Raw genomic sequence first — 20,067 nt, 5'->3', positions numbered from 1 at the left:
TCGGAAATTTGCAAAAAAACGACCGCACTTTTCAGGCGAATTTTGGTCGTTGCCCCCACCCAATTACCGCACAGAGCCCCACAAATAACGCAATAATCCAAGCCATGGTATGCGGTGTGCCGTCGGAGAAGCCAGCGAGTAGTAGCGAGGAAAGAATACCGCTGCCGTATTGCAGTGAACCGAGGAGTGCGGCGGCGGAGCCAGCAATTTCCGGTTGTACGCTGTCCAGTGCCATGGCGTTGGTACGGGCGGCGATAATCCCGTTCATACTGAACATAATAAATATCGGCACGGCGACACTCAGAATCCCTGCAATTCCGTTTAGGTCCATAAATACCAGAACTACTAAAATTAAGGTGGCGCATAACGCAATTATGGTGGAAATACGCAGCAATGACTCTAACGGATAATGGCGCACCAATCGACGATTTACCGCACTGAGCAGTGCGACGCCCATGATATTCACACCGAACAGAAAACCGTAGTATTGCGGATCGACTTTAAAATAATCGATATAAACAAAGGGTGAACCGGTGATAAAGGCGTAAGCGGCGACATAGAAAAATGTCACGCACAGGGTATAGCGCATAAAAGCGCGGTTTTTCAACAGTATCCGATAGTTACCAAAAGCCGACCAAAAGGAACCCGCGGCACGTTTTGCCGGCGGTAAGGTTTCGGGCAGTTTGATGATTGAGAGGAAAAGCAAGATGCCGATAACCACCAACAGCCAGAAAATCGCCTGCCAAGAACTGATTTTCAATAACAGACCACCGAGCAACGGACCGATAATTGGCGCCGCAGCCATAATGATAGTCAGTGTGGAAAGCATTTGCGCCGCTTGTGAACGATCGTATAAATCGCGGATCATCGCACGGGAAAGCATCGGACCCACACAGGCGCCGACGGCTTGAAACACCCGCCAGAATACGATTTCCGTCATGCTTTGCGATAAGGCACATCCGACGGAACCGACGGCAAACAACGCCATACCGATAAACAGCGGGATTTTTCGCCCGATACGATCGCTGATTGGTCCCCAGATTAACTGCGCAATGGCGAAACCGATTAAGAATCCAGTAATGGTAAGCTCTGTATTGCCCTGTAGCTCTTTCGCCATCGTCGGCATGGCGGGCAGATAAATATCCGTAGAAAGGGAAGTGCATGCCATCAACGCGCCGAGAATAAGTAAAAGGGGCAGATTGGGTCTTGAAGAAGTCATCAATTTGCCTTATCCGTTATTGTTTAAACATACCGAACGGTGATTCTGACGGGGTATTCCAACTAAAAGTGCGGTCAGTTTTTGCATAGTTTTTTCCTCGTATCAACATATAAAATAGAATTATGAGAAAGATTATTGAGATTGTTAACAAAGTCTTTCGTAGAGACAGGTTTTATACCTGTCCCCTGACAATTTTGGACAGACATAAAGTCTGTCCATACGAATTTTAAATAAATTCTGAGGTTTATCCGCAATCTGTAATCTCTTAGATTACGCCGGTTTTAACTCGCCGTATTTATATGAAGCGGTAACGCCGCCGTCAATTAAAATATCGCTGCCGCTGATGTAACTTGAATTAAATAAAAATTCCGCCAAGGCGCCGATTTCATCAGGCGTACCGCCACGTCCGGCAGGGGATTTTGCCAGCATATTGCGGTAGAACTCGCCACGCTCGCTACTGGTTAATTCATCATAGGCGAGCGGGGTATAAATAATGCCTGCGCTGATACAGTTAATTCTAGCCCCGCGTTTGCCCCATTTAACCGCTTCCGCTTGAACCCGCAACGCATTGCCTCGTTTGGAAATTTGGTAAGCGCGCAGGCTGTCATTAATTTCTTGGACAAGCGGCAATTCGAGTAGTTTTTCCGGCTCAAGGGTGGCGAGTTCGTCCGCTTGTGCTTGGCTGATTTCATCAATGGCTAAACGATGGCTGGATTGCGAACCGATAACCACTGCAGAACCGCCTGTGGCGATGACTTTGCCGAATTCTTCAAACACCACTGCCGTGCCGAAAAGATCCACTTTTAAGATTGCTTCGGGGCGGGCTTGTGACGGTGAAAGCCCTGCGGTGTGAATGACACCTTTTACTGCGCCTAAATCAACGGCGGTTTTCACCAATGCTTGCACGGATGCGCGAGAACTGACATCAACCACCGTGGTGCTGACCTCAAAACCCGCCTCACGCAAGGTTTTTGCTGCCATTTCTGCGTTTTCTGATTTAATATCGGCAAGTAAAACCTGTTTACCGATACTGACTCGGCGTGCAATGGCTTGTGCAATTGAACCGCTACCGATGGCGACAATAACTTCTTTTTGTTTCATTTTTTTACTCCTTTGCAATGCCTACACTCTGCTTAATTTCTAACTCTGGGTTTTGCATTAATTTCAATACAAAATCCGCAATACTTTTACGTGAAACGGAATGACCTTTAAAGGCTTCGCCTTTATGCGTTAGTTGATAGTCAATTTCCTGACCGTTGGTAAACCAACCCGGGCGTAAAATGGTGTAATCCAGCCCCGATTGTTCGATGATTTGTGCCGAACGGCGGTAAGGATCAAGAATTGCCCCGTGATCTTCACCTGTTTCCCCGTAAATCCCCATTGAACTTACCCAAATTAAGCGTTTGACCTGAACGGTTTCCATTGCGGTTACCAAATTTTTCGCCATTGGCTCAAGATTTCCCGCCAAGCCTGCATAGACAATATCTTTGCCTTTTAGCACTTCGCTAAGTTGCTCAATGTTCATCATATCCCCTTGCACAACTTGCACTCGTTCACTGTTAAACTGTGCTAATCGGCTGGGATTGCGTGCAAATAGGGTTAAGTTATCATCGGTTTCGGCTAATAAAGTCGGGATAATTTGCGCTGCAAGGCTGCCGGTTGCGCCTAATATTAAGATGTTTTGCATAGTGAGTTTCCTATTGTGCTTTGAAAGTGACGTTATTATAGGACTGATATTTTTATGGATAAATGGGGTTTTATTTCTAGGGGTTATGAGTTTTATTCATTAATAAAAAAGGATAAGAGATAAAATCTTGCAAAATAAAAAAGTCATCTGAGTTTCCCCAGATGACTTTTATCTCTTAAAGTAACTTGCAAAATATTTGTGAAATCAGACCGCTTGTAAGCGTTAAAACTTCATTCCTCGCAATTTAGTAACTCGTTTTATTCTTCGCACTATTTGCCAGACCGACTAACCAAGCCTGATGTCCGTTGATCATTGGGTTAGGCAAGGTTTGAGCGAGTTGTTGCGGTAATTTACCGATTTGGCTTTCTTCTGTCAGAATACGCACACGATTATTCGGCAAGTTTTCAATTAACCAAGCGTGATACACATCACTAAATTCATCACTTTCGCCAAAAGTGCCCGACCATGCTAAGCGAGCTAGGTTGCCGTCATTGCTTAACTCAAATTCTTCTACTTTGGATGAAACGTGGAAACCAAAAGTATCGAACACAAATGTGGCATTTGCGGAAAGTTTGGTTTGGCTACCGTCGCCAACCACGATATTTTCCGCATTGTTGTAGTAGGTTGGCCACGCTTTAGTATCAATTAAATATTCCCAGACTTCCGCAACGCTAAGATCTTTGATGATCATTTCATTTGAGGCGTAGTTATCGGTTTCCCCCGGGGTATATTTTTCAGGCCAAATAATTGCGGGTTGTGAGTAAGTTGTCATAGTTAAATTCCTTAATTTAAAGTTGAAATAAAATGCGTTCTTAACGCGACGGAATGCATTATAGAAATACTCAGTTATATTGACTAATTGTTTAAATGAATATTTAATATCAGTAAAACTAATATCTGAAGACAGCTATGCGAGAATTACGAAACTTAGATTTAAACCTACTGAAAGCCTTTGATGTATTGATGGATGAGAAAAGTGTGAGCAAGGCTGCGCAACGCTTATCCGTTACACAACCCGCAATGAGCGGTATTTTGCAACGCTTGCGAGATAGCTTTAATGATCCGCTGTTTGTGCGAGTACAGCGTGGTATTGTTCCGACCAATCGTGCCTTAGAATTTCGTCAGCCGATTAAACAACTGCTGCAAAGTGCGGAACAGCTATTGCAACCTAAACTTTTTGATCCGCAAACCGCAGAACTTACCCTAACCATTGCTTGTACGGACTATGCGTTACGAGCGGTGATTTCGCCGTTTTTAGCGGTATTAAAACAGCGTGCGCCCAAAATTAAAGTGGCGATTTTGGCGATTAATGAGCAGAATTTGCAATCTCAATTGGAGCAAGGCATTGTGGATTTTGGCTTAGTTACCCCTGATTTTTCAGCCCCTGATATTCACTCTAAAGATCTCTATCAAGAGCAATATGTCTGTGCGCTAAGAAAAGATCACCCTGTGGCTCAACAGGGCAGTATCAGTTTGGAGCAATTTTGCCGGCTTGAACAAGCATTAGTCTCTTATCAAGGGGGGAGTTTTAGTGGGGCAACGGATAAAGCCTTAGCAAAATTGGGGCTGACGAGGAATGTTACGGTGTCCGTCCAAAATTTTATTGTCATGCCAGAGTTTCTCACCAATAGCGATTTATTAGCGGTTGTGCCTAAGCGGTTAGTGGAAAATCTCGCAAATATTCATTATTTTGAACCGCCACTGCAAATAGACGGATTTACCAAAACGCTCGTTTGGCACGAACGCACGCACCGAGATCCTGCGTATCGTTGGTTAAGAGAGCTAATGGCTGAGGTTTGTTAAAGAATAAATAAAAATTATTTTCATCTATTGAACTTCCATTTAGAATTTTAATCTTGAATTGTCAAACCAAGTGCAACGATTTTTTGAAGTACACTTCATAAGGGGTTTTCCAACCTAGATATTTACGCAGTTTTAGATTGAGTTTATCAAGATGATTTTTGGTATGTTGGGTTTTGCCTTTATGACGAAGTTTACGGCTCGCTGTGCGCTATCAATCTGATATTTTTTGTATGATTATCAGTAAAAATATATCGAAAAAAAATTCCAAATTAAATTTGACAATAGGTAAAATTAAGCGCATTATGCGCAAGTTGAAAAAGGCAGACTGGACGTGGTGAGCCCCAGTCAATTTATTTCTTTTCGGAAATAGATCATTTGTTAAGTTGATAACACATTTCTTTCATCATCTTAAATCGCGACAATGGTATGTATTGCCATTGTTTTGTGGTGTCTAAAATTTTCCTATATCAAAGCATTGGCATACATTTCTTTATTTTTAAATTATGTAAGGAATGTTTATGCAACATCGTATCCCCGTAGCCATTATTGGCGGTAGCTTAGTTGGTTTATCTGCGTCTTTATTTTTATCTTGGCTGAATGTGCCAAATATTGTTATTGAAAAACATAAGGGGAGTGCATCCCATCCACGTGCAATGGGTTTTACCCAAACTACAATGGAACATTACAGTATGGCGGGTATTATTCATCGTATTCCGCAATGGTCTGTTGATGCACGTTTGCGTCGTATCACGGTAGAAAGTTTAACAGGACAATGGTTTAATGAAGAGGCTTGGACACCTAATGATGAACACCGTATATTAACGGAATGCTCACCTTTTACTGGTACTGCAATGGCGCAAGATAAATTGGAACCTATTTTACGAGAAGAAGCATTAAAATTAGGCTCGCAATTGCGTTTAGGGACAGAATTATTGTCTTTTGAGCAAAGTGCGGAGGGGGTTTTATTGCACATCTATGATAAAAACACAGGGCAACACGAAGATATTTTAGCTGATTATGTGATTGCTGCCGACGGAGCAAATAGTACTGTTCGTGAAACATTAGGCATTCATCGTGTGGGGGTTGGACATTTATGCTATATGCAAAGTGTGTTATTTTTCTGCCCTCAAGCGGATGAATTTTTAAAATCAGGTTTTCAGCAATTCTCAATCCGTCAAAACGACTTTAAAGGCTTTTTAACTCATTACGGCGACAGCCGCTGGGTATTAATGTGGCAGGCAGGCAAGCCACGGATACAGCGACAGCACAGCAGTTTATCAAACAGGCTTTAGGGCAAGATTTTACTTTTGAAATAATTACGACTGGCACTTGGGAAATGGCAGGACGGATTGCGACGGAATACCGTAAAGATCGAATATTTTTAGCTGGTGATGCGGCACATCAGTTGCCTCCTACTCGTGGCGGATTTGGTGCAAATACGGGTATTGATGATGTTTGGAATTTGGCGTGGAAATTAAAATGGGTCTTATCAGGTCAAGCTGATGTTAAATTGTTGGATACTTATAGCCAAGAAAGACAACCTATTGCTTGGTTACGTCATCAACAAACCTTTTCCCGTCCAGACTATCAAAAATGGGTAGGTAACAATTTTCAAGCTGAACCGCTGTTTTCTAATGAGGCATTAGAGTTTGGACAACTTAACCGTTCATCAGCGGTGGTTGCGGATACAAAAAACTTGCCTGCTGCCGCTGAAATAGCGGATTGGGCGGGACAAGCTGGCACACGAGCACCCCATATATTTTTAACATATCAAAATAACACCCTATCATCACTGGATTTATGGGGCAGTGAGTTTGTGTTGTTGAGCCCAGCAGATGAATGTTTGGTGCAAGCACAATTATTGGGGATTAAAACAGTCGATATTAAAGAAGTTGATTTTCCACAACAACATTCTTTTGCCACATTATTCGGCGTTCAAGAAAATGGTGCGGTATTGGTAAGACCAGACGGCATTATTGCTTGGCAGTGTCAAAATAGTAGTCAAATTGTTGGATTAGAAAAAGTGATAACGCAAATACTTGCGAAATATTAGATGTTAGTATTGTTATCATAAGCTCAGTTTTTCATACTATTACTTATAAAACATACCGCCCAAGTTTGACTTTGGGCGGTATTGTGTTTTGAATGTGTTAAGCGTATTACCCTGAACTCAAATTCTTATACCGTTGATTAAACGTGGAAAACAAAAGTATCGAGCAATTAAGGGGTAAGTTTTAGTGGGGCAATTGCAAAAGACGGATTTACCAAAACACTCGTTAACGTGGAAAGTTTTACAAATTTTCTCATAGGGTTTCACCTTGTGATTGTAGTGGTCAACTAATTTAACAGTCTCCGATAAGTTGTTTTTGCTAAAATCGGAGATAGACCTTGATTATAGCTATGTGGGCGAATGTGATTATAATACATCACATATTCTCTCACATCATTTACAGCACTTTCAAAATCACTATAACCACCTTTCAGCATCCATTCATATTTAAAACTTCGAAACCAACGCTCCACCGGCGCATTGTCCCAACAGTTACCACGACGGCTCATACTTTGTGTAAGCCCATGTTTCTTAACTGAATCAGTAAAGATTTCACTGCCATAAATACTACCTTGGTCTGAATGGAACAACATTCGCTCCGTGCGTTCAATATTCAGCATCGCATGATTCAGTGCATCTTTAACCAGCTCACTATCATGATAGCGACTTAGCTTCCAACCGACGACTTGACGATTTAATAAATTAATTACCACTGCTAAATAGCACCATATCCCATTGATTTTTATATAGGTCGTGTCACCACATAGCACGGTCGTTTGGCTATCAGGCGTAAATTCTCGACTTAGTATATTCTCAAAAACTTGACTGTTTCCTTTACTAGGATTGCGCCATTTTTGCGGTTGCTTACTAAATAATCCTTGCTTATTCATTAACTTACGAATTAAATACAACCCCACAAAAATACCTTTCTCTTTCAAATGCGATTGAATCGTTCGTTTGCCTGCTGAACTTCGGCTTGCATCAAAAATTGCCTTGATTTCAACGGCTAAAGCTGTGTGTTTCGCTGGCTTTTTGGCTGTGCGCAAATGGGCGTAGTAAGCACTTTCAGACACGCTAAATAGCTCACATAACCGGTTGATTCCTCGCGATTTTAACGTCGTAATGACTTGGTATTTTTGTTTTCGAGTGACATTAAAATCGCTGTAGCCTTTTTTAAAATGGCCTTATCTTCTTCAAGTTCTTTAATACGATTTTCAAGTTCTCGAATTCGTTGTTGTTCTGGACTAATTGGCTTTGAACCAGCTAAAACGTAACCTTGTTGCTCCGCTTGAACTTGACTTATCCAGCGACGAAGTGCTGTTTCACCCACACCTAACTCTCGGCAAGCTTGAGAAACTGAATATCCTCGTTCAGTCACTAATTTTACTGCTTCAGCTTTATATTCTGCGCTAAATGTTCTTCTCATAATATTTCCTCATTTGTGATGTTATTTTACCACTTATTGAGGACTGCGGAATTAGTCTACCACTACAGATGTCGTATTACCCACGGAACTCCGCCAACCATTTAATCATTGCCGGATCGCGGTGGTTGAAGATGATTTCATTGCGGTTTAATGTTGCGATGTCGGCAAAATCTTGGGCGTCTAATTCAAAACCGAAGATGTCGCGGTTTTCCACCATTCTTTCTTCACGCACCGATTTTGGAATAATCGCAATGCCGCGTTGGTTTAACCAGCGTAAAATCACTTGTGCCACGGATTTGCCGTGTTTTTCTGCGATTTTGACCAATACCGGATTGGTGAAAATGTCGAATTTACCTTCCGCCAACGGCCCCCAAGATTGGTGCAAAATGCCGTTTTCTTGGTGGAAGGCTAATTCCGCTTCACGCTGATAGAACGGGTGCGTTTCGATTTGGTTTACCGCCGGTACGATTTCGTGGCAGGTGATTAAATCCATTAAACGGTCGGCGTGGAAGTTGCACACCCCAATCGCCCGTGTTTTTCCCGCTTTGTATAAATCTTCCATAGCGCGCCATTCTTCATGCACATCGCCGAACGGTTGGTGCATTAAATAGAGATCCACATAATCCAAGCCTAAACGTTCGAGTGACTGTTCAAGGGCTTGTTTGGTATTTTCGTAGCCGTTTTGGCGTTGAATCCATAATTTGGTGACCACAAAAATTTCTTCACGCGGAATACCACTGGCTTTAATGGCGCGACCGACACCGCCTTCATTGGCATACACCGCTGCGGTGTCGAGTAAACGATAACCCGCTTTTAAGGCTTTCAATACCGCTTGTTCGGTTTCTTCATCGCTCACTTGAAATACACCAAAGCCAACCATTGGCATTTCTACACCGTTGTTTAAGATAAATTTTTCCATGTTGATTTCCTTTTTGATTGAATGAGCCTTAGCTCGTCAGATTGGATTTTTCCAGTGGGTTACCCCACGATGTCTTGTTTACGAGATGAATTATAGAATGGCAGAATTACTTTGATAATACACACAATATTTCATATACTATTGAATAATATTCAATAATCAGGATTGTGTTATGCTTGATAATCTCTATGAATTACGCGCCTTTCTCACCGTTGCGCAGGCAGGCAGTTTCACCAAAGCGGCGGCGCAACTGGGCGTATCCGCCTCGGCGCTCAGCCATTCCATCAGAAAACTGGAAGAACAACTCGACATCAAACTATTCAACCGCACCACCCGCAGCATAGCGACCACGGACGCAGGCGAGCAGCTGTTTCATCACTTGCAGCCGCTGTTTGAAAGCATAGAGCACAATGTGAATGCCCTAAGCGAATTTCGCAACACCCTCAAGGGCAGATTGCGGATTAACGGCAACGATCACGCCTTTGCCTTTGTCTTGTGGGATAAGCTGATAGCGTTCAGCCGCCAATATCCCGAAGTAGAATTGGAACTGGTGAGCGAAACGAAATTTGTGGACATCGTGGCAGGGCGGTTTGACGCAGGTATTCGTTTAGGCGCGGATGTGGCGCAGGATATGATTGCAGTACGCCTGTCCGACAAAATGCAAATGGCGGTAGTCGCCACCCCCGACTATCTCGCCGACCACGGCACGCCGAAAAACGTGGACGATTTAAAACAACACAACTGCTTGCTGATACGTTTGCAGTCCACCGACAGCATTATGCAGTGGGAATTTCGCCCGAACCCGAAATCCCAACAGCCGATCCGTTTTCAACCTCGGGGACGGCTGACCTTCAACAACAGCCACTTAATCACCCGCGCCGTTAAAGACGGGCAAGGCTTGGCGTGGCTACCGATTGACAGCGTACAAGCAGAACTTGAACGCGGCGAGTTGGTGGAAGTTTTAAACAAATACGCCATCAGCTACGACGGCTATCATCTCTACTACCCAAACCGCCGCCAAAATTCACCGCTGTTTAAGGCGTTGGTAGAGGCGTTGCGGGTGTAAGTCGCCGTAATAGATTATTGACAAAGTTTCTCGTAGGGGTGAGGTTTATCCCCACCCTTTATAATAACACTGATAATTCAATATGTTATGGACAGGGATAAACCCTGTCCCTACGGATCTTAAATAAATTTTTATGTTTGTCAGCAGTCTGAGAACTGCCTTTTGCAAGCGGTATTAACTGGAAACAAACTTCCAAAATCATCAAAAATAAAAGAAATTGGAAATGCACTTCCAGTTTTGTTAAAATTACCCAAAATATGAATTCAACTTCCAATTTGGTGATTTTATGATTTCCCGTGAGACTTATCTTCAGCAACTTATTCAGTTTAAAGATACCGATTTTATCAAAGTGATTACAGGCGTTCGCCGTTCGGGCAAGTCGGTATTGCTCATGCAATATCGTGATTATCTGCAATCTCAAGGTGTGCCTGCCGAAAATATTATTTACCTGAATTTTGAAAGTTTTGATTACCAATGGGTCAAAAATGAGGTGGATTTTCATCAGTTAATCAAAGAAATTCTGCCTGACAGCAAGGAGAAAATTTACTTTCTGATTGACGAAATCCAATTTGTGGACGGCTGGCAGAAAATCATTAATGCGGTTCGGGTGAGTTTTCATGCCGATATTGTGATTACCGGCTCTAATGCCAATTTGCTTTCCGGCGAATTGGCAACCTTGCTCAGCGGGCGTTATGTCGAAATTAAAATCTATCCGCTTTCTTTCAAAGAGTTTCTGTTGTCTAAAAATGTCGAACATCACTCCCGGTTAGTAGATAAACTCTATTCGGAATATGAAAAATACGGCGGTTTCCCCAGTGTGGTGATTGCCGATGAAGTGCTCAAAGAAACGATTTTATCGGGCATTTTTGACTCTATCGTGCTGAATGATATTGCACATCGGGCAAGTGTGAAAGATACGCATACCTTAAAAAGCGTGATTTTATTTCTTGCGGATAATGTGGGGCAGTTGGTTAATCCGTCTAAAATCAGCAATACTTTGACTTCAGAACGCGTGCCGACCTCTAACCATACCATCAATAAGTATTTGGATTTATTAGAAAATGCCTTTTTATTCTACAAAGCCAAACAATACGATATTCGCGGCAAAGGTTATCTTAAAACCAATGCCAAATATTTTATTGCGGACAACGGTTTAAGACGTCATGCCGTCGGCAAAAAAGAAGCAAACTACTCAAATCGCTTAGAAAATATTGTGTTTATTGAGTTACTCAGACGCGGCTACACCGTTGATGTGGGCAAATTAGACAGTAAAGAAATCGACTTTATCGCCCGCAAAGCCGATGAGATTTTATATGTGCAAGTCGCCTACGAATTGCCGAATAACACCCACGAAACCGATAATTTATTGCATATCAAAGACAACTATAAAAAAATCCTGATTACAGGTAAATACTACGAGCAAACCGAAATTGACGGCGTACCGATTGTGTATGTGGTGGATTGGTTGTTGGGGGAGTGATGTGGGTAGGATATTTATGTTAGATAAAAGTCGTGGCGCAATGATAATCTAAGGTATACCTACTCTAGGCTAAGATAACTTCGAATTTAATATATGATTGTTTTGTGTATTTGAAAATATGTAAAATATAGACAGCTAAAAAATTTTTTAAATCTTTCAATAGTGAATTTTTGTCAAAACTAAGGATAAACCATGAAACTTACAAATGTTACTGTTCATAAATATAAATCATACGATCAACAGCAATCATTTCCCGTAGATGATGATATTACGATTATTGTTGGAAAAAATGAATCTGGAAAAACAGCAATTTTAGAGGCAATAGCAAAAACAAACTACTTTTCTGATGATAATGATTTTAAATTTAATCCAACTCATGACTACCCAAGAAAAGAGAAAAAGAAATACGACAAATCTGGTGAAATAGGAGAAGCCATTTCTTGCACTTACCAACTTAATCAAAAAGAAATTCATGAAATTGAAAAACACATAGGAGGTAATGTTGTTAGCAAGTGGGAATTTACTGTTACTACCAAATACGATAACTTAAAAAGTATTTCTCATCCAGAAACTGACATTTATAAATTCTTGGAATTTATTGGTAATAAGCATAATCTAAATGCTGAAAATTTGAATATTATTAGAAATTTAACAAGTAAAAATGAAATACTTAATGCACTTGATGAATATAAAACAGCTGAAGAAGAATCTGCGGAAGGTAAGCTATTTAAAGCATTAAGTGATATTAAAGCTAATTATTTTACAAATTTAGATTGGAATAATTGGCTTGCGGCATATCTTTGGAGAATACACCTCTCTCCAGCCATGCCTAAATTTATGTATTTTGATGAATATTATGAATTACCATCAAAAATAGATTTATCAACTATCAATAAATCCACTACTCAAGATGCTAAAACAGCAAAAGCATTATTAGAATTAGCTGATGTCGATTTAGATGATTTACAGAACCCTGATTCTTATGAGGATTTCAAAGCAGAACTTGAAGCAACATCAAGTGAAATTACTCAACATATTTTTAAGTATTGGAAAAATAATACAGGTCTTAGAGTGCAATTCGATATAGAAAGTAAAGAAAATCGCAATTATCCTAATAATGTTGAAAAATATTTAAATATTCGAGTTTGGAGTGATAAACATCATATTAGTTTGCCGTTATCCAACCGAAGCAAAGGATTCAATTGGTTTTTCTCTTTCATTGTGTGGTTTAGTAGAATTCAAGAAGATAAATCAAATCAATATATCTTATTGTTAGATGAGCCAGGGTTAAATCTTCATGCTGCTGCACAAGCAGATTTGTTGAGATTTTTAGATGATTTATCTGAAGAATATCAAATTATTTATACAACACATTCACCATTCATGGTTCCGCACAATAGTTTAGAAAGAGTTCGAACAGTGTATGAATCAAAGGATGGAACAACCATAAAAAATGCTATTGAAGAAAAAGATTCTGACACTCTCTTTCCGTTACAGGCTGCTCTTGGGTATGACATTGCTCAGAATCTTTTCATTAATAAAAACAATTTATTAGTTGAAGGGGTATCCGATCTAGTTTATTTAACAATGATGTCTTCTATTTTGGAAGAATCAGGATTACAAGGAATAAAAGATGATATAACAATAGTTCCTGTCGGTGGGCTAGATAAAGTAACCTCCTTTATTTCTTTATTAAAAGGTCAGAATTTAAATATTGTTTGTGCATTAGATACCTTTACAGATCAAAAAGGCAAAGCAAGATTAAATAGCCTTATTGAGCAGAAAATAATAAAAGAAAAAAACATACTCTTTTTTAATGAATTCTCTAGAAATGTAGGAGATATTGCTGATTTGGAAGATCTTTTTACTGTTGAAGAATATCTAAATTTCTTTAATACTGCATTTACTGAGTATACAGATATAGATAGATCAGCGATAGATATGAGTAAGCCGATTATTCAGCAAATAAATAAGATTATTCAAAAAAATAGATACAACCATTACAGACCTTCAATGACTGCAAGTAAGTTAGGTTTATGTAAAGATAATTTTAGCCAAGAGACACTTGAACGTTTCGAAAAATTATTTAAAAAGATAAACTCATTATTCTAGATGGATAAAATGCTGTTTATTTTAATCTGCACCCCAAAAGTTGGACTAACTATCCGACTGATTAAGGTGCAAATTTTTTGCAAAATCCAACCGCTTGTATTACTTATCCAACCCTTTCTGTTTCAACCAATCCGCCATTAAATCGGCTAACTGTTGGTTGTTTTTCTCGCCCATTAAGAAGTGAGAGTTTCCTTTAATACCGATTTCGGGTAAATGGACTAGCGTAGCGTCGCCGCCGTGTTTGTTGATGGTTGCCACAAACTGTTTTGCCATCGCAAGTTCGGTTCCCCATTTGTCTTCGCCGACATTGTCAGATCCAACCCGAATATAATCGCCGTAATACAGCACAATCGGGATTTTGGTCAGCTTCAGAAATTCATTCATCGGTACGCCCATTGCGGCGCCGCTTAAGGCTTCAAAACGGGCTTTGGTGATTTTTGGCATTTCGTTTTCCGGGAAGATAAACGGTGTGCCGCCTGGTTCCCAAGCGACAATCGCTTTCACGTTATCGGTGCGTAATGCGGTACGCCAGCCGATGGTGCCGCCCATAGAGTGAGTAACTAAGATCGCCCCTTTGGTTTGATCGACTAACTGAGTTAATACATCGGCGTTTAAATCGTTATCCAAGGGGCCTGAACCAATCGTCCAAGCCTGTTGGAATGCTTGATAAGCGGCTTCGCCTGCGGGAAATTGCGCATTAGCGACAGGTTGGTTATGGCTGTCGTAATGTCCCATGCGCGATAAAATCCAGAAGGTTTTATCCGCATACATTGGATTGCTTGCCCAAGGTGTGTCCGCTGTAATCGCTTTGGTGGATAGATTGGATTTACCGCTGCGAGGCTGATCGACTAAATAGGTGCTGTAGCCTTTACGCAAAAACAGCGTATCAAAGCCTTCACGCCCGTCCACCGTGCTTTCCCAAGTACGGGAAGATTGTGCGCCGCCGTGTTGGAAGACTAACGGATATTTTTTCGCATTAGTCGGGGTTTGATATTTCACATAAGCAAAATCACCGTAGGCCCGTTGCCCTTCAGGGGCAATAAAGTTTTCCTGTTTGAAGGTGCCTTTGTGGGTGACATAGCTGCCGCCCACAGTGAAACTGCCTTGTTTTTCAATCTGTAAGGCTTGCGAGCCGACATTTTGACAACCGGTTAGTATCGCAAGTGAAAGTGCGGTCAAAAATAACGATTTTTTCATCATTGCTCCTAAATTAAGCCGTTACGCCAAGTTCACGATTTTCACTAATCATAAAATTCGCAATACGTTTGGCGATTAACCATTTACCGCCTTGTTTGGTATAAGTATCGTTGTAGCGAACGTAGTGACTTAATAACATTTCCTTGCCGTCTTGTTTGCTGACTAAGGCGACCTGACAATAGTTGATTGCCGTTGCATTGGTTTCATCTTGGAAAGTCACCGTATGCTGACCGTTCAGGTGGTAAACCGCATGGAATGGCGCAAGGTAGTCGCTAAATACTTGTTCGATCTGCGCACGTCCTGCCATTTCAAATACCAATTCGCCGCCGATATAGGTATTTACGATAGCATCTTCGGTAAATAACGGCATTTGTGCAGCCACGTTTTTTTCATCGGCAAGATTTGAGAAAGTATCCACTAAATCTTTTAATGCTTGGCGTTCGATAAGTTGTTCGATGTTTGTCATAAGCTGTTCCTTTATTGTTGATTGGCTTTCAATGCGGATATTATAGGACGCTGAATGCAAGGGATAAATAGGGTTTTGTTTCTAGTAGTTATGAGATTTATTCATTAATTGAGATTGTGAATGAAAAAGGGACAGATATAAAATCTGTCCCTACGGGGTAACAGGTGCGTAGAGACAAATTTTATGTTTGTCTTGTATAAAGATAATTAAATTTGTGAAGCTGATCGTAAAATAAGAATGTCTGTTTATACATACATTGACCTAGTTAAATTTCTCTGCCTATTATTCCCGTAGGGACAGATTTTATATCTGTCCCATATAGGGGATACAAATGAAAAAATCAGAATACCGCCGTCGTACACATTTACGCTTACCGTTTTATGATTATTCTCAATATGGTTGTTATTTTGTAACTATATGTGCTAAAAATAGATTTTTTTTATTTGGTCAGATCGTAAATGGGGAAATGCAACTAAATGAGATTGGAAAAATTGTCAAAATAGAGTTATTAAATTTACTCCATATATATCCCAATAGCCTTATTCTTGATTATGTTATTATGCCGAATCACTTACATTTTATTTGGTTTAATCAAGATGATATTGCTTTATCTCGAGTGATAAAAAGCTTTAAAGGTAATGCGGTTACGCAATATCGCCATTTTATATATGCAAATAAACGGGAATATAAGCCTTTATGGCAACGTAGTTTTTATGAACATATTATTCGAGATGATAAAGACTATGAGCGAATTGCCGATTATATAGAAAATAATCCATTACAATGGGAATTGGATCGATTTTATAATCAATAGTCAGCACAGTAACCGGGCGGGACAGATATAAAATCTGTCCCTACGGGTTCCGTTAATAAACATATAGGAACAAACTTTATATTTGCTCCTCCTTGTGTGTAATTTACAAATTTCTCTACAAATTTGACCGCTTGTGAGTTTGTTTCAATGATTTCTAGACAAATCCGGCAAATAAGCACATTATTTGCCTTATATTTTAAGGCGAATAATAAGTTTGAAGGCAAACTTACGAACAAAAAATATGCTGCATTGACCAAAGTTTCACGGGATACCGCTTTACGCGATTTAACCGACTTGATTGAAAAGGGCGTGCTGGTACGCAATGAAAGCGACGGGCGCAGCGTGAGTTATGATTTGGCTGAAATTGTAAAAAACTAGATGAAACGGACCGCTTGTCATTAAAAGTGCGGTCTGTTTTTTTAAATTTTCGCTAAACCTGAGGAAACCGGATTATGAAAGAAAACCTTAATGATCTACGCGCCTTTCTTGTTGTGGCGCGTACGGGGAGTTTTACCAAGGCGGGAGCGCAGATGGGCGTGTCACAATCAGCGTTGAGTCATAGCATTCGTGGCATTGAAGAACGCTTGAATATCAAACTGTTTCACCGTACCACCCGCAGTATTTCCACCACCGAAGCGGGCGAACAACTCTATCAGCGCTTATCGCCGTTGTTTGATGATATTGATAACGAACTTAATGAGCTAAGCGAGTTTCGTAATGCAGTGACCGGCACATTGCGGATTAACGGCAATGAACACGCCTTTTATTATGCGTTGGGGGACAAATTTGTCCGCTTTTCGCAGAAATATCCCGAAGTGAACCTTGAACTGGTAGCGGAAAACCGTTTTATCGATATTGTCGCCGAGCGTTTTGATGCCGGTATCCGCTTAGGCAGCGACGTAGCAAAGGATATGATTGCGGTGCGCTTAACCGATAAATTACAAATGTGCTGTGTGGCAAGCCCTGAATACCTTGCCAAAAACGGTACACCGAAAACCCCGTATGATTTAACCGAACATCAATGCCTGTTACATCGTTTATCCAATGGCGGTGTCATGAATTGGGAATTTATCGATCCGAAATCCAAAGGGCGTATTCTGAAAGTACAACCGCAAGGCACCATCAGCGCCAACGGCGGGCGTGTGTTGGAAAATTATGCCCGTAGCGGTTTAGGCATTTTATGGTGCCCGCTTGATATGGTCGAAGAGGATATTAGCTCGGGACGACTAACTCGTATTTTGCAGCAATGGGATATGGAATACGACGGCTACCACCTTTACTATCCGAACCGTCGGCAGAATTCGCCGTTGTTTAAGGCGTTGGTGGAGGAGTTGAGGTTGGTGAAGTAGTAAAAGGGTGAGTTACAAATTTTTGTTAAAACTCACCGCTTGCAACTGCTTATCTTCTCCATCCTCGTAAGGACAGACTTTATGTCTGTCCCCAATTGGACACACAACGGACAGACATAAAGCCTGTCCTTACGGTTATATCTTATCCACAATCTCTTTCAACATCTTATAAGACTGCTGTTGTAGCTGTTCGTCAAAAATATAGCTGACCGCCATAATTTCATCAAAGTGGACTTGAGCGCGTAAAGCATTCAGTTGATGTGTCACACTTGCTGGGCTGCCAATCAGAGAACAGGCGGTCATCTGTTCGACCACGGCGCGTTCCTGGTTATACAGCGGGGTTTCTTGAAAATCTACCGGGCCGAAATGCGGCGGGAATTGTGCGCTCAGGTGCCGTTTCCACACATCATCGGCACAAGCCAACGGCGGTTGCAGGTTTTGCTGGGCGTTGGTGACCACATTTAAGAAAAATTGGGTTTGAGTTATGGCTAATTGTCGGGCTTGCTCATCGGTTTGTGCGACAATCGCGTTCACCCCTAATATCACATAAGGTGCCGCTAAATGTGATGAGGGTTTGAATTGCTTGCGATAAATGTCCACCGCCATTTCCATCATTCTAGGTGCAAAGTGCGAGGCGAACGCATAAGGCAGACCCAGTTCAGCCGCCAAATAAGCGCTTTCGGTGCTGGATCCGAGAATATAAAACGGCACCTTCAAGCCCGCCGCAGGATAGGCGGATACCGGATTCGTATTTTCAAAGTATCCGCGCAATTCGGCAATTTCCGTCGGGAAATCCTGATTTCCTTGTCCTCGACGTAAAGCGTGAGCGGTGCGCATATCCGTACCGGGTGCGCGCCCTAAGCCAAGCTCTACGCGGTTCGGATAAAGAGTTTCCAGCGTGCCGTACTGTTCCGCCACAATATAGGGGCTGTGATTTGGCAGCATCACCCCGCCGGAACCAACCCGCAAGGTTTTGGTATGCGCCAGCGTATGCTGAATCAGTAAAGAGGTGGCGGAACTGGCAAGATTTCTGGTGTTGTGATGTTCGGCAATCCAGTAACGTTCGATACCGATTTGCTCCGCATATTGCGCAAGAGTCACCATTGACGCCATTGCCTGTTGATAATTTTGCCCTTCACGAACGGGGACTAAGTTGAGAATGGAGAGTTTCATAAATTATTCCGAATAATAAAAATTAGGCATAGTATAAAGGTTAGAGATAACTCTAAGACAAGTGTTTTTTTCAGAAATTAGCCCCCTTGCAGAATCCTTTCGGATCAATCTGCTTATAAAATAAGCTTTATTCTCTTTCCTGATAAAAGTGCGGTCGAAAAATGAAGTGTTTTTACAAGCGGTCGGTTTCGGCAGAAATTTTGCAAATGGAATCTTGTTATACACACCCAATAATATATTAGAAAAAATGTGATTATTTATAGATTTTCCAATGGGAAAGTGTAATGCTTGTCTAAAATGGCAGCAAAAATCCTTTTGGATAAACTGCCATACAATGGTTGAAAGACAGCGGTTTGGTGTATTGCGTACCGCGCGTGAAAAAAACACCTGCCGCTTTCTGCCTATCAAGCTCCCTTGCTTTCTACTAGGAAACAGAAACAGGCACGGCAGAAGTGGATTTTGTACTGCAACGCAAGCATGCCGTGATTCCGATTGAAGTGAAAGCGGAGGAAAATTTGAAAGCCAAAAGTTTGAAAATCTATGTGGAGCAGTTTCAGCCGGAAAAGGCTATTCGATTTTCTATGGCGGGTTTTAAGGAACAGAATTGGTTGGTGAATGTGCCGTTGTATGAGGTTGGAATACTCAAAAATAATTTTCTACATCTCCTTGAATAATATAGAAAGCATCCTTATATAGAGAGTGGTCTTACCACTTTAAATTGGAGGATATTAATTATGACCAATAGAACCAAAAATTATTCAGCTTTTTATGTTGCTGAACCATTTAACGAAAGTAATTTAGGGGCAAATCAGAAAAAGGATTTTTGCTATTACAACTTATTAAAGGCTTGGAAAGAAAAAGATACCTCATTTCCTTTTGTGAATGCACATGATGCAACTTACAGCGTCCGCGACGGAAGCGACTGGGAAAAAACTTTAAAACCCAGATTGCACGCAAGACTAAGAGCATCTAAAAATATTATCTTATTTTTGAGTAAAAGTACCAAAAGTTCAAGGGCGTTACAGGAAGAAATTGAATATGGCGTTGGAACGCTAGGCCTGCCTGTAATTGTTATTTATCCCGATTATTCAGAAACATCTGATTTACTAAAGGATAAAAGTGATCTTAAACAAGAAATTAAAGATTTATGGGATAATTTACCGAAATTTCGGGATTTAATGGAAAATGTACCAACATGTCATATTCCATTGAAAAAAAATTTGATTGAAAGCGCACTAACCGAAAAATATTTTACGGTTCAGAATAAATGTAAAGCAGGATCTTATTTTATAAACCATAAGTAGTT

General features: G+C 41.0%; 19 protein-coding genes and 2 pseudogenes. 11 read left to right on the top strand and 10 right to left on the bottom strand.

Annotated elements, in window-relative coordinates; all coding sequences use genetic code 11:
* Positions 1-31: 31 nt before the first annotated feature.
* The 4 genes from A4G13_RS04650 to A4G13_RS04635 form a co-directional block, all read right to left on the bottom strand.
* Positions 32-1,219: a multidrug effflux MFS transporter gene (locus A4G13_RS04650; protein WP_142999799.1), complete on the bottom strand. Its 1,188-nt coding sequence runs from the start codon at positions 1,217-1,219 to the stop codon at positions 32-34.
* A 270-nt stretch (positions 1,220-1,489) separates the two neighbouring features.
* Positions 1,490-2,320, bottom strand: coding sequence for an SDR family oxidoreductase (locus A4G13_RS04645; RefSeq protein WP_090655021.1), 831 nt, complete (start codon positions 2,318-2,320; stop codon positions 1,490-1,492).
* A 4-nt stretch (positions 2,321-2,324) separates the two neighbouring features.
* Positions 2,325-2,906 carry an NAD(P)H-binding protein gene (locus A4G13_RS04640; RefSeq protein ID WP_090655024.1) on the bottom strand — a complete coding sequence of 194 codons (582 nt, stop codon included), beginning with the start codon at positions 2,904-2,906 and terminating at the stop codon, positions 2,325-2,327.
* 244 nt (positions 2,907-3,150) lie between these two features.
* Positions 3,151-3,678, bottom strand: a complete 528-nt coding sequence (locus A4G13_RS04635) for an SRPBCC family protein (protein WP_090655027.1) — start codon at positions 3,676-3,678, stop codon at positions 3,151-3,153.
* A gap of 137 nt (positions 3,679-3,815) precedes the next feature.
* Between A4G13_RS04635 and A4G13_RS04630 the strand changes: the two genes are divergently transcribed.
* The 3 genes and pseudogenes from A4G13_RS04630 (at position 3,816) to A4G13_RS10590 (ending at position 6,762) form a co-directional block, all read left to right on the top strand.
* Entirely contained in the window at positions 3,816-4,709 is an 894-nt protein-coding gene (locus A4G13_RS04630) for a LysR family transcriptional regulator (RefSeq protein WP_090655030.1), read from the top strand.
* A gap of 512 nt (positions 4,710-5,221) precedes the next feature.
* Positions 5,222-6,207, top strand: a pseudogene (locus tag A4G13_RS04625) (FAD-dependent monooxygenase); the annotation flags it as partial.
* 177 nt (positions 6,208-6,384) lie between these two features.
* Positions 6,385-6,762, top strand: a complete 378-nt coding sequence (locus tag A4G13_RS10590; RefSeq protein WP_369596143.1) for an aromatic-ring hydroxylase C-terminal domain-containing protein — start codon at positions 6,385-6,387, stop codon at positions 6,760-6,762.
* Between the two features lie 284 nt (positions 6,763-7,046).
* Here A4G13_RS10590 and A4G13_RS04615 read toward each other — a convergent pair whose 3' ends face one another.
* The 3 genes from A4G13_RS04615 to A4G13_RS04605 form a co-directional block, all read right to left on the bottom strand.
* Positions 7,047-7,859 (bottom strand): IS3 family transposase, encoded by an 813-nt coding sequence (locus A4G13_RS04615; protein WP_243739756.1) that lies wholly within the window; start codon positions 7,857-7,859, stop codon positions 7,047-7,049.
* Positions 7,860-7,870: 11 nt separating this feature from the next.
* On the bottom strand, positions 7,871-8,185 hold the full coding sequence (locus A4G13_RS04610) for a transposase (RefSeq protein WP_165898014.1): 315 nt from the start codon (positions 8,183-8,185) through the stop codon (positions 7,871-7,873).
* Positions 8,186-8,261: 76 nt separating this feature from the next.
* Positions 8,262-9,104 (bottom strand): aldo/keto reductase, encoded by an 843-nt coding sequence (locus A4G13_RS04605; RefSeq protein WP_090656342.1) that lies wholly within the window; start codon positions 9,102-9,104, stop codon positions 8,262-8,264.
* 172 nt (positions 9,105-9,276) lie between these two features.
* On the opposite strand from A4G13_RS04605, the gene A4G13_RS04600 reads away from it, so the two are divergent.
* The 3 genes from A4G13_RS04600 to A4G13_RS04590 all read left to right on the top strand — a co-directional run bounded on the left by A4G13_RS04600 (position 9,277) and on the right by A4G13_RS04590 (position 13,762).
* Complete coding sequence (locus tag A4G13_RS04600) at positions 9,277-10,170, top strand: LysR family transcriptional regulator (protein WP_090656345.1); 894 nt, start codon at positions 9,277-9,279, stop codon at positions 10,168-10,170.
* Positions 10,171-10,456: 286 nt separating this feature from the next.
* Positions 10,457-11,650 (top strand): ATP-binding protein, encoded by a 1,194-nt coding sequence (locus tag A4G13_RS04595; RefSeq protein ID WP_090656347.1) that lies wholly within the window; start codon positions 10,457-10,459, stop codon positions 11,648-11,650.
* Between the two features lie 192 nt (positions 11,651-11,842).
* On the top strand, positions 11,843-13,762 hold the full coding sequence (locus A4G13_RS04590) for an AAA family ATPase (RefSeq protein WP_090656350.1): 1,920 nt from the start codon (positions 11,843-11,845) through the stop codon (positions 13,760-13,762).
* A 99-nt stretch (positions 13,763-13,861) separates the two neighbouring features.
* On the opposite strand, the gene A4G13_RS04585 is transcribed toward A4G13_RS04590, so the two are convergent.
* Positions 13,862-14,962 (bottom strand): alpha/beta hydrolase, encoded by a 1,101-nt coding sequence (locus tag A4G13_RS04585; RefSeq protein ID WP_090656353.1) that lies wholly within the window; start codon positions 14,960-14,962, stop codon positions 13,862-13,864.
* 10 nt (positions 14,963-14,972) lie between these two features.
* Complete coding sequence (locus A4G13_RS04580) at positions 14,973-15,425, bottom strand: nuclear transport factor 2 family protein (protein ID WP_090656356.1); 453 nt, start codon at positions 15,423-15,425, stop codon at positions 14,973-14,975.
* A 331-nt stretch (positions 15,426-15,756) separates the two neighbouring features.
* Here A4G13_RS04580 and A4G13_RS04575 point away from each other — a divergent pair, with 331 nt between their 5' ends.
* From A4G13_RS04575 to A4G13_RS04565, 3 genes are all read left to right on the top strand, one after another.
* Complete coding sequence (locus A4G13_RS04575; protein WP_090656358.1) at positions 15,757-16,239, top strand: transposase; 483 nt, start codon at positions 15,757-15,759, stop codon at positions 16,237-16,239.
* Between the two features lie 147 nt (positions 16,240-16,386).
* Positions 16,387-16,617: a hypothetical protein gene (locus A4G13_RS04570; protein WP_243739745.1), complete on the top strand. Its 231-nt coding sequence runs from the start codon at positions 16,387-16,389 to the stop codon at positions 16,615-16,617.
* A 74-nt stretch (positions 16,618-16,691) separates the two neighbouring features.
* Positions 16,692-17,588, top strand: coding sequence for a LysR family transcriptional regulator (locus A4G13_RS04565; RefSeq protein WP_090656361.1), 897 nt, complete (start codon positions 16,692-16,694; stop codon positions 17,586-17,588).
* 135 nt (positions 17,589-17,723) lie between these two features.
* Here A4G13_RS04565 and A4G13_RS04560 read toward each other — a convergent pair whose 3' ends face one another.
* Positions 17,724-18,761, bottom strand: coding sequence for an LLM class flavin-dependent oxidoreductase (locus tag A4G13_RS04560; RefSeq protein WP_090656364.1), 1,038 nt, complete (start codon positions 18,759-18,761; stop codon positions 17,724-17,726).
* A 326-nt stretch (positions 18,762-19,087) separates the two neighbouring features.
* Here A4G13_RS04560 and A4G13_RS04555 point away from each other — a divergent pair.
* Together A4G13_RS04555 and A4G13_RS04550 are read left to right on the top strand one after the other, a co-directional pair.
* A pseudogene (locus tag A4G13_RS04555) lies at positions 19,088-19,435 on the top strand (ATP-binding protein); the annotation flags it as partial.
* 60 nt (positions 19,436-19,495) lie between these two features.
* A complete protein-coding gene (locus A4G13_RS04550; protein ID WP_090656366.1) occupies positions 19,496-20,065 on the top strand; it encodes a TIR domain-containing protein in 570 nt (189 codons plus the stop codon).
* The last annotated feature ends 2 nt before the right edge of the window (positions 20,066-20,067 follow it).

The organism is Basfia succiniciproducens (assembly GCF_011455875.1).
GTDB lineage: Bacteria > Pseudomonadota > Gammaproteobacteria > Enterobacterales > Pasteurellaceae > Basfia > Basfia succiniciproducens.
This window is presented reverse-complemented; position numbering and strand designations above follow the sequence as displayed.

What these genes read in the sequence shown, in the direction of transcription:
- A4G13_RS04650 (WP_142999799.1), bottom strand. Translation starts at nt 1,219, where the DNA reads ATGACTTCTTCAAGACCCAATCTGCCCCTTTTACTTATTCTCGGCGCG.
- A4G13_RS04635 (WP_090655027.1), bottom strand. Translation starts at nt 3,678, where the DNA reads ATGACAACTTACTCACAACCCGCAATTATTTGGCCTGAAAAATATACC.
- A4G13_RS04640 (WP_090655024.1), bottom strand. Translation starts at nt 2,906, where the DNA reads ATGCAAAACATCTTAATATTAGGCGCAACCGGCAGCCTTGCAGCGCAA.
- A4G13_RS04570 (WP_243739745.1), top strand. Translation starts at nt 16,387, where the DNA reads ATGATTTCTAGACAAATCCGGCAAATAAGCACATTATTTGCCTTATAT.
- A4G13_RS04550 (WP_090656366.1), top strand. Translation starts at nt 19,496, where the DNA reads ATGACCAATAGAACCAAAAATTATTCAGCTTTTTATGTTGCTGAACCA.
- A4G13_RS04580 (WP_090656356.1), bottom strand. Translation starts at nt 15,425, where the DNA reads ATGACAAACATCGAACAACTTATCGAACGCCAAGCATTAAAAGATTTA.
- A4G13_RS04575 (WP_090656358.1), top strand. Translation starts at nt 15,757, where the DNA reads ATGAAAAAATCAGAATACCGCCGTCGTACACATTTACGCTTACCGTTT.
- A4G13_RS04605 (WP_090656342.1), bottom strand. Translation starts at nt 9,104, where the DNA reads ATGGAAAAATTTATCTTAAACAACGGTGTAGAAATGCCAATGGTTGGC.
- A4G13_RS04560 (WP_090656364.1), bottom strand. Translation starts at nt 18,761, where the DNA reads ATGAAACTCTCCATTCTCAACTTAGTCCCCGTTCGTGAAGGGCAAAAT.
- A4G13_RS04595 (WP_090656347.1), top strand. Translation starts at nt 10,457, where the DNA reads ATGATTTCCCGTGAGACTTATCTTCAGCAACTTATTCAGTTTAAAGAT.
- A4G13_RS04600 (WP_090656345.1), top strand. Translation starts at nt 9,277, where the DNA reads ATGCTTGATAATCTCTATGAATTACGCGCCTTTCTCACCGTTGCGCAG.
- A4G13_RS04630 (WP_090655030.1), top strand. Translation starts at nt 3,816, where the DNA reads ATGCGAGAATTACGAAACTTAGATTTAAACCTACTGAAAGCCTTTGAT.
- A4G13_RS04585 (WP_090656353.1), bottom strand. Translation starts at nt 14,962, where the DNA reads ATGATGAAAAAATCGTTATTTTTGACCGCACTTTCACTTGCGATACTA.
- A4G13_RS04590 (WP_090656350.1), top strand. Translation starts at nt 11,843, where the DNA reads ATGAAACTTACAAATGTTACTGTTCATAAATATAAATCATACGATCAA.
- A4G13_RS04565 (WP_090656361.1), top strand. Translation starts at nt 16,692, where the DNA reads ATGAAAGAAAACCTTAATGATCTACGCGCCTTTCTTGTTGTGGCGCGT.
- A4G13_RS04610 (WP_165898014.1), bottom strand. Translation starts at nt 8,185, where the DNA reads ATGAGAAGAACATTTAGCGCAGAATATAAAGCTGAAGCAGTAAAATTA.
- A4G13_RS04645 (WP_090655021.1), bottom strand. Translation starts at nt 2,320, where the DNA reads ATGAAACAAAAAGAAGTTATTGTCGCCATCGGTAGCGGTTCAATTGCA.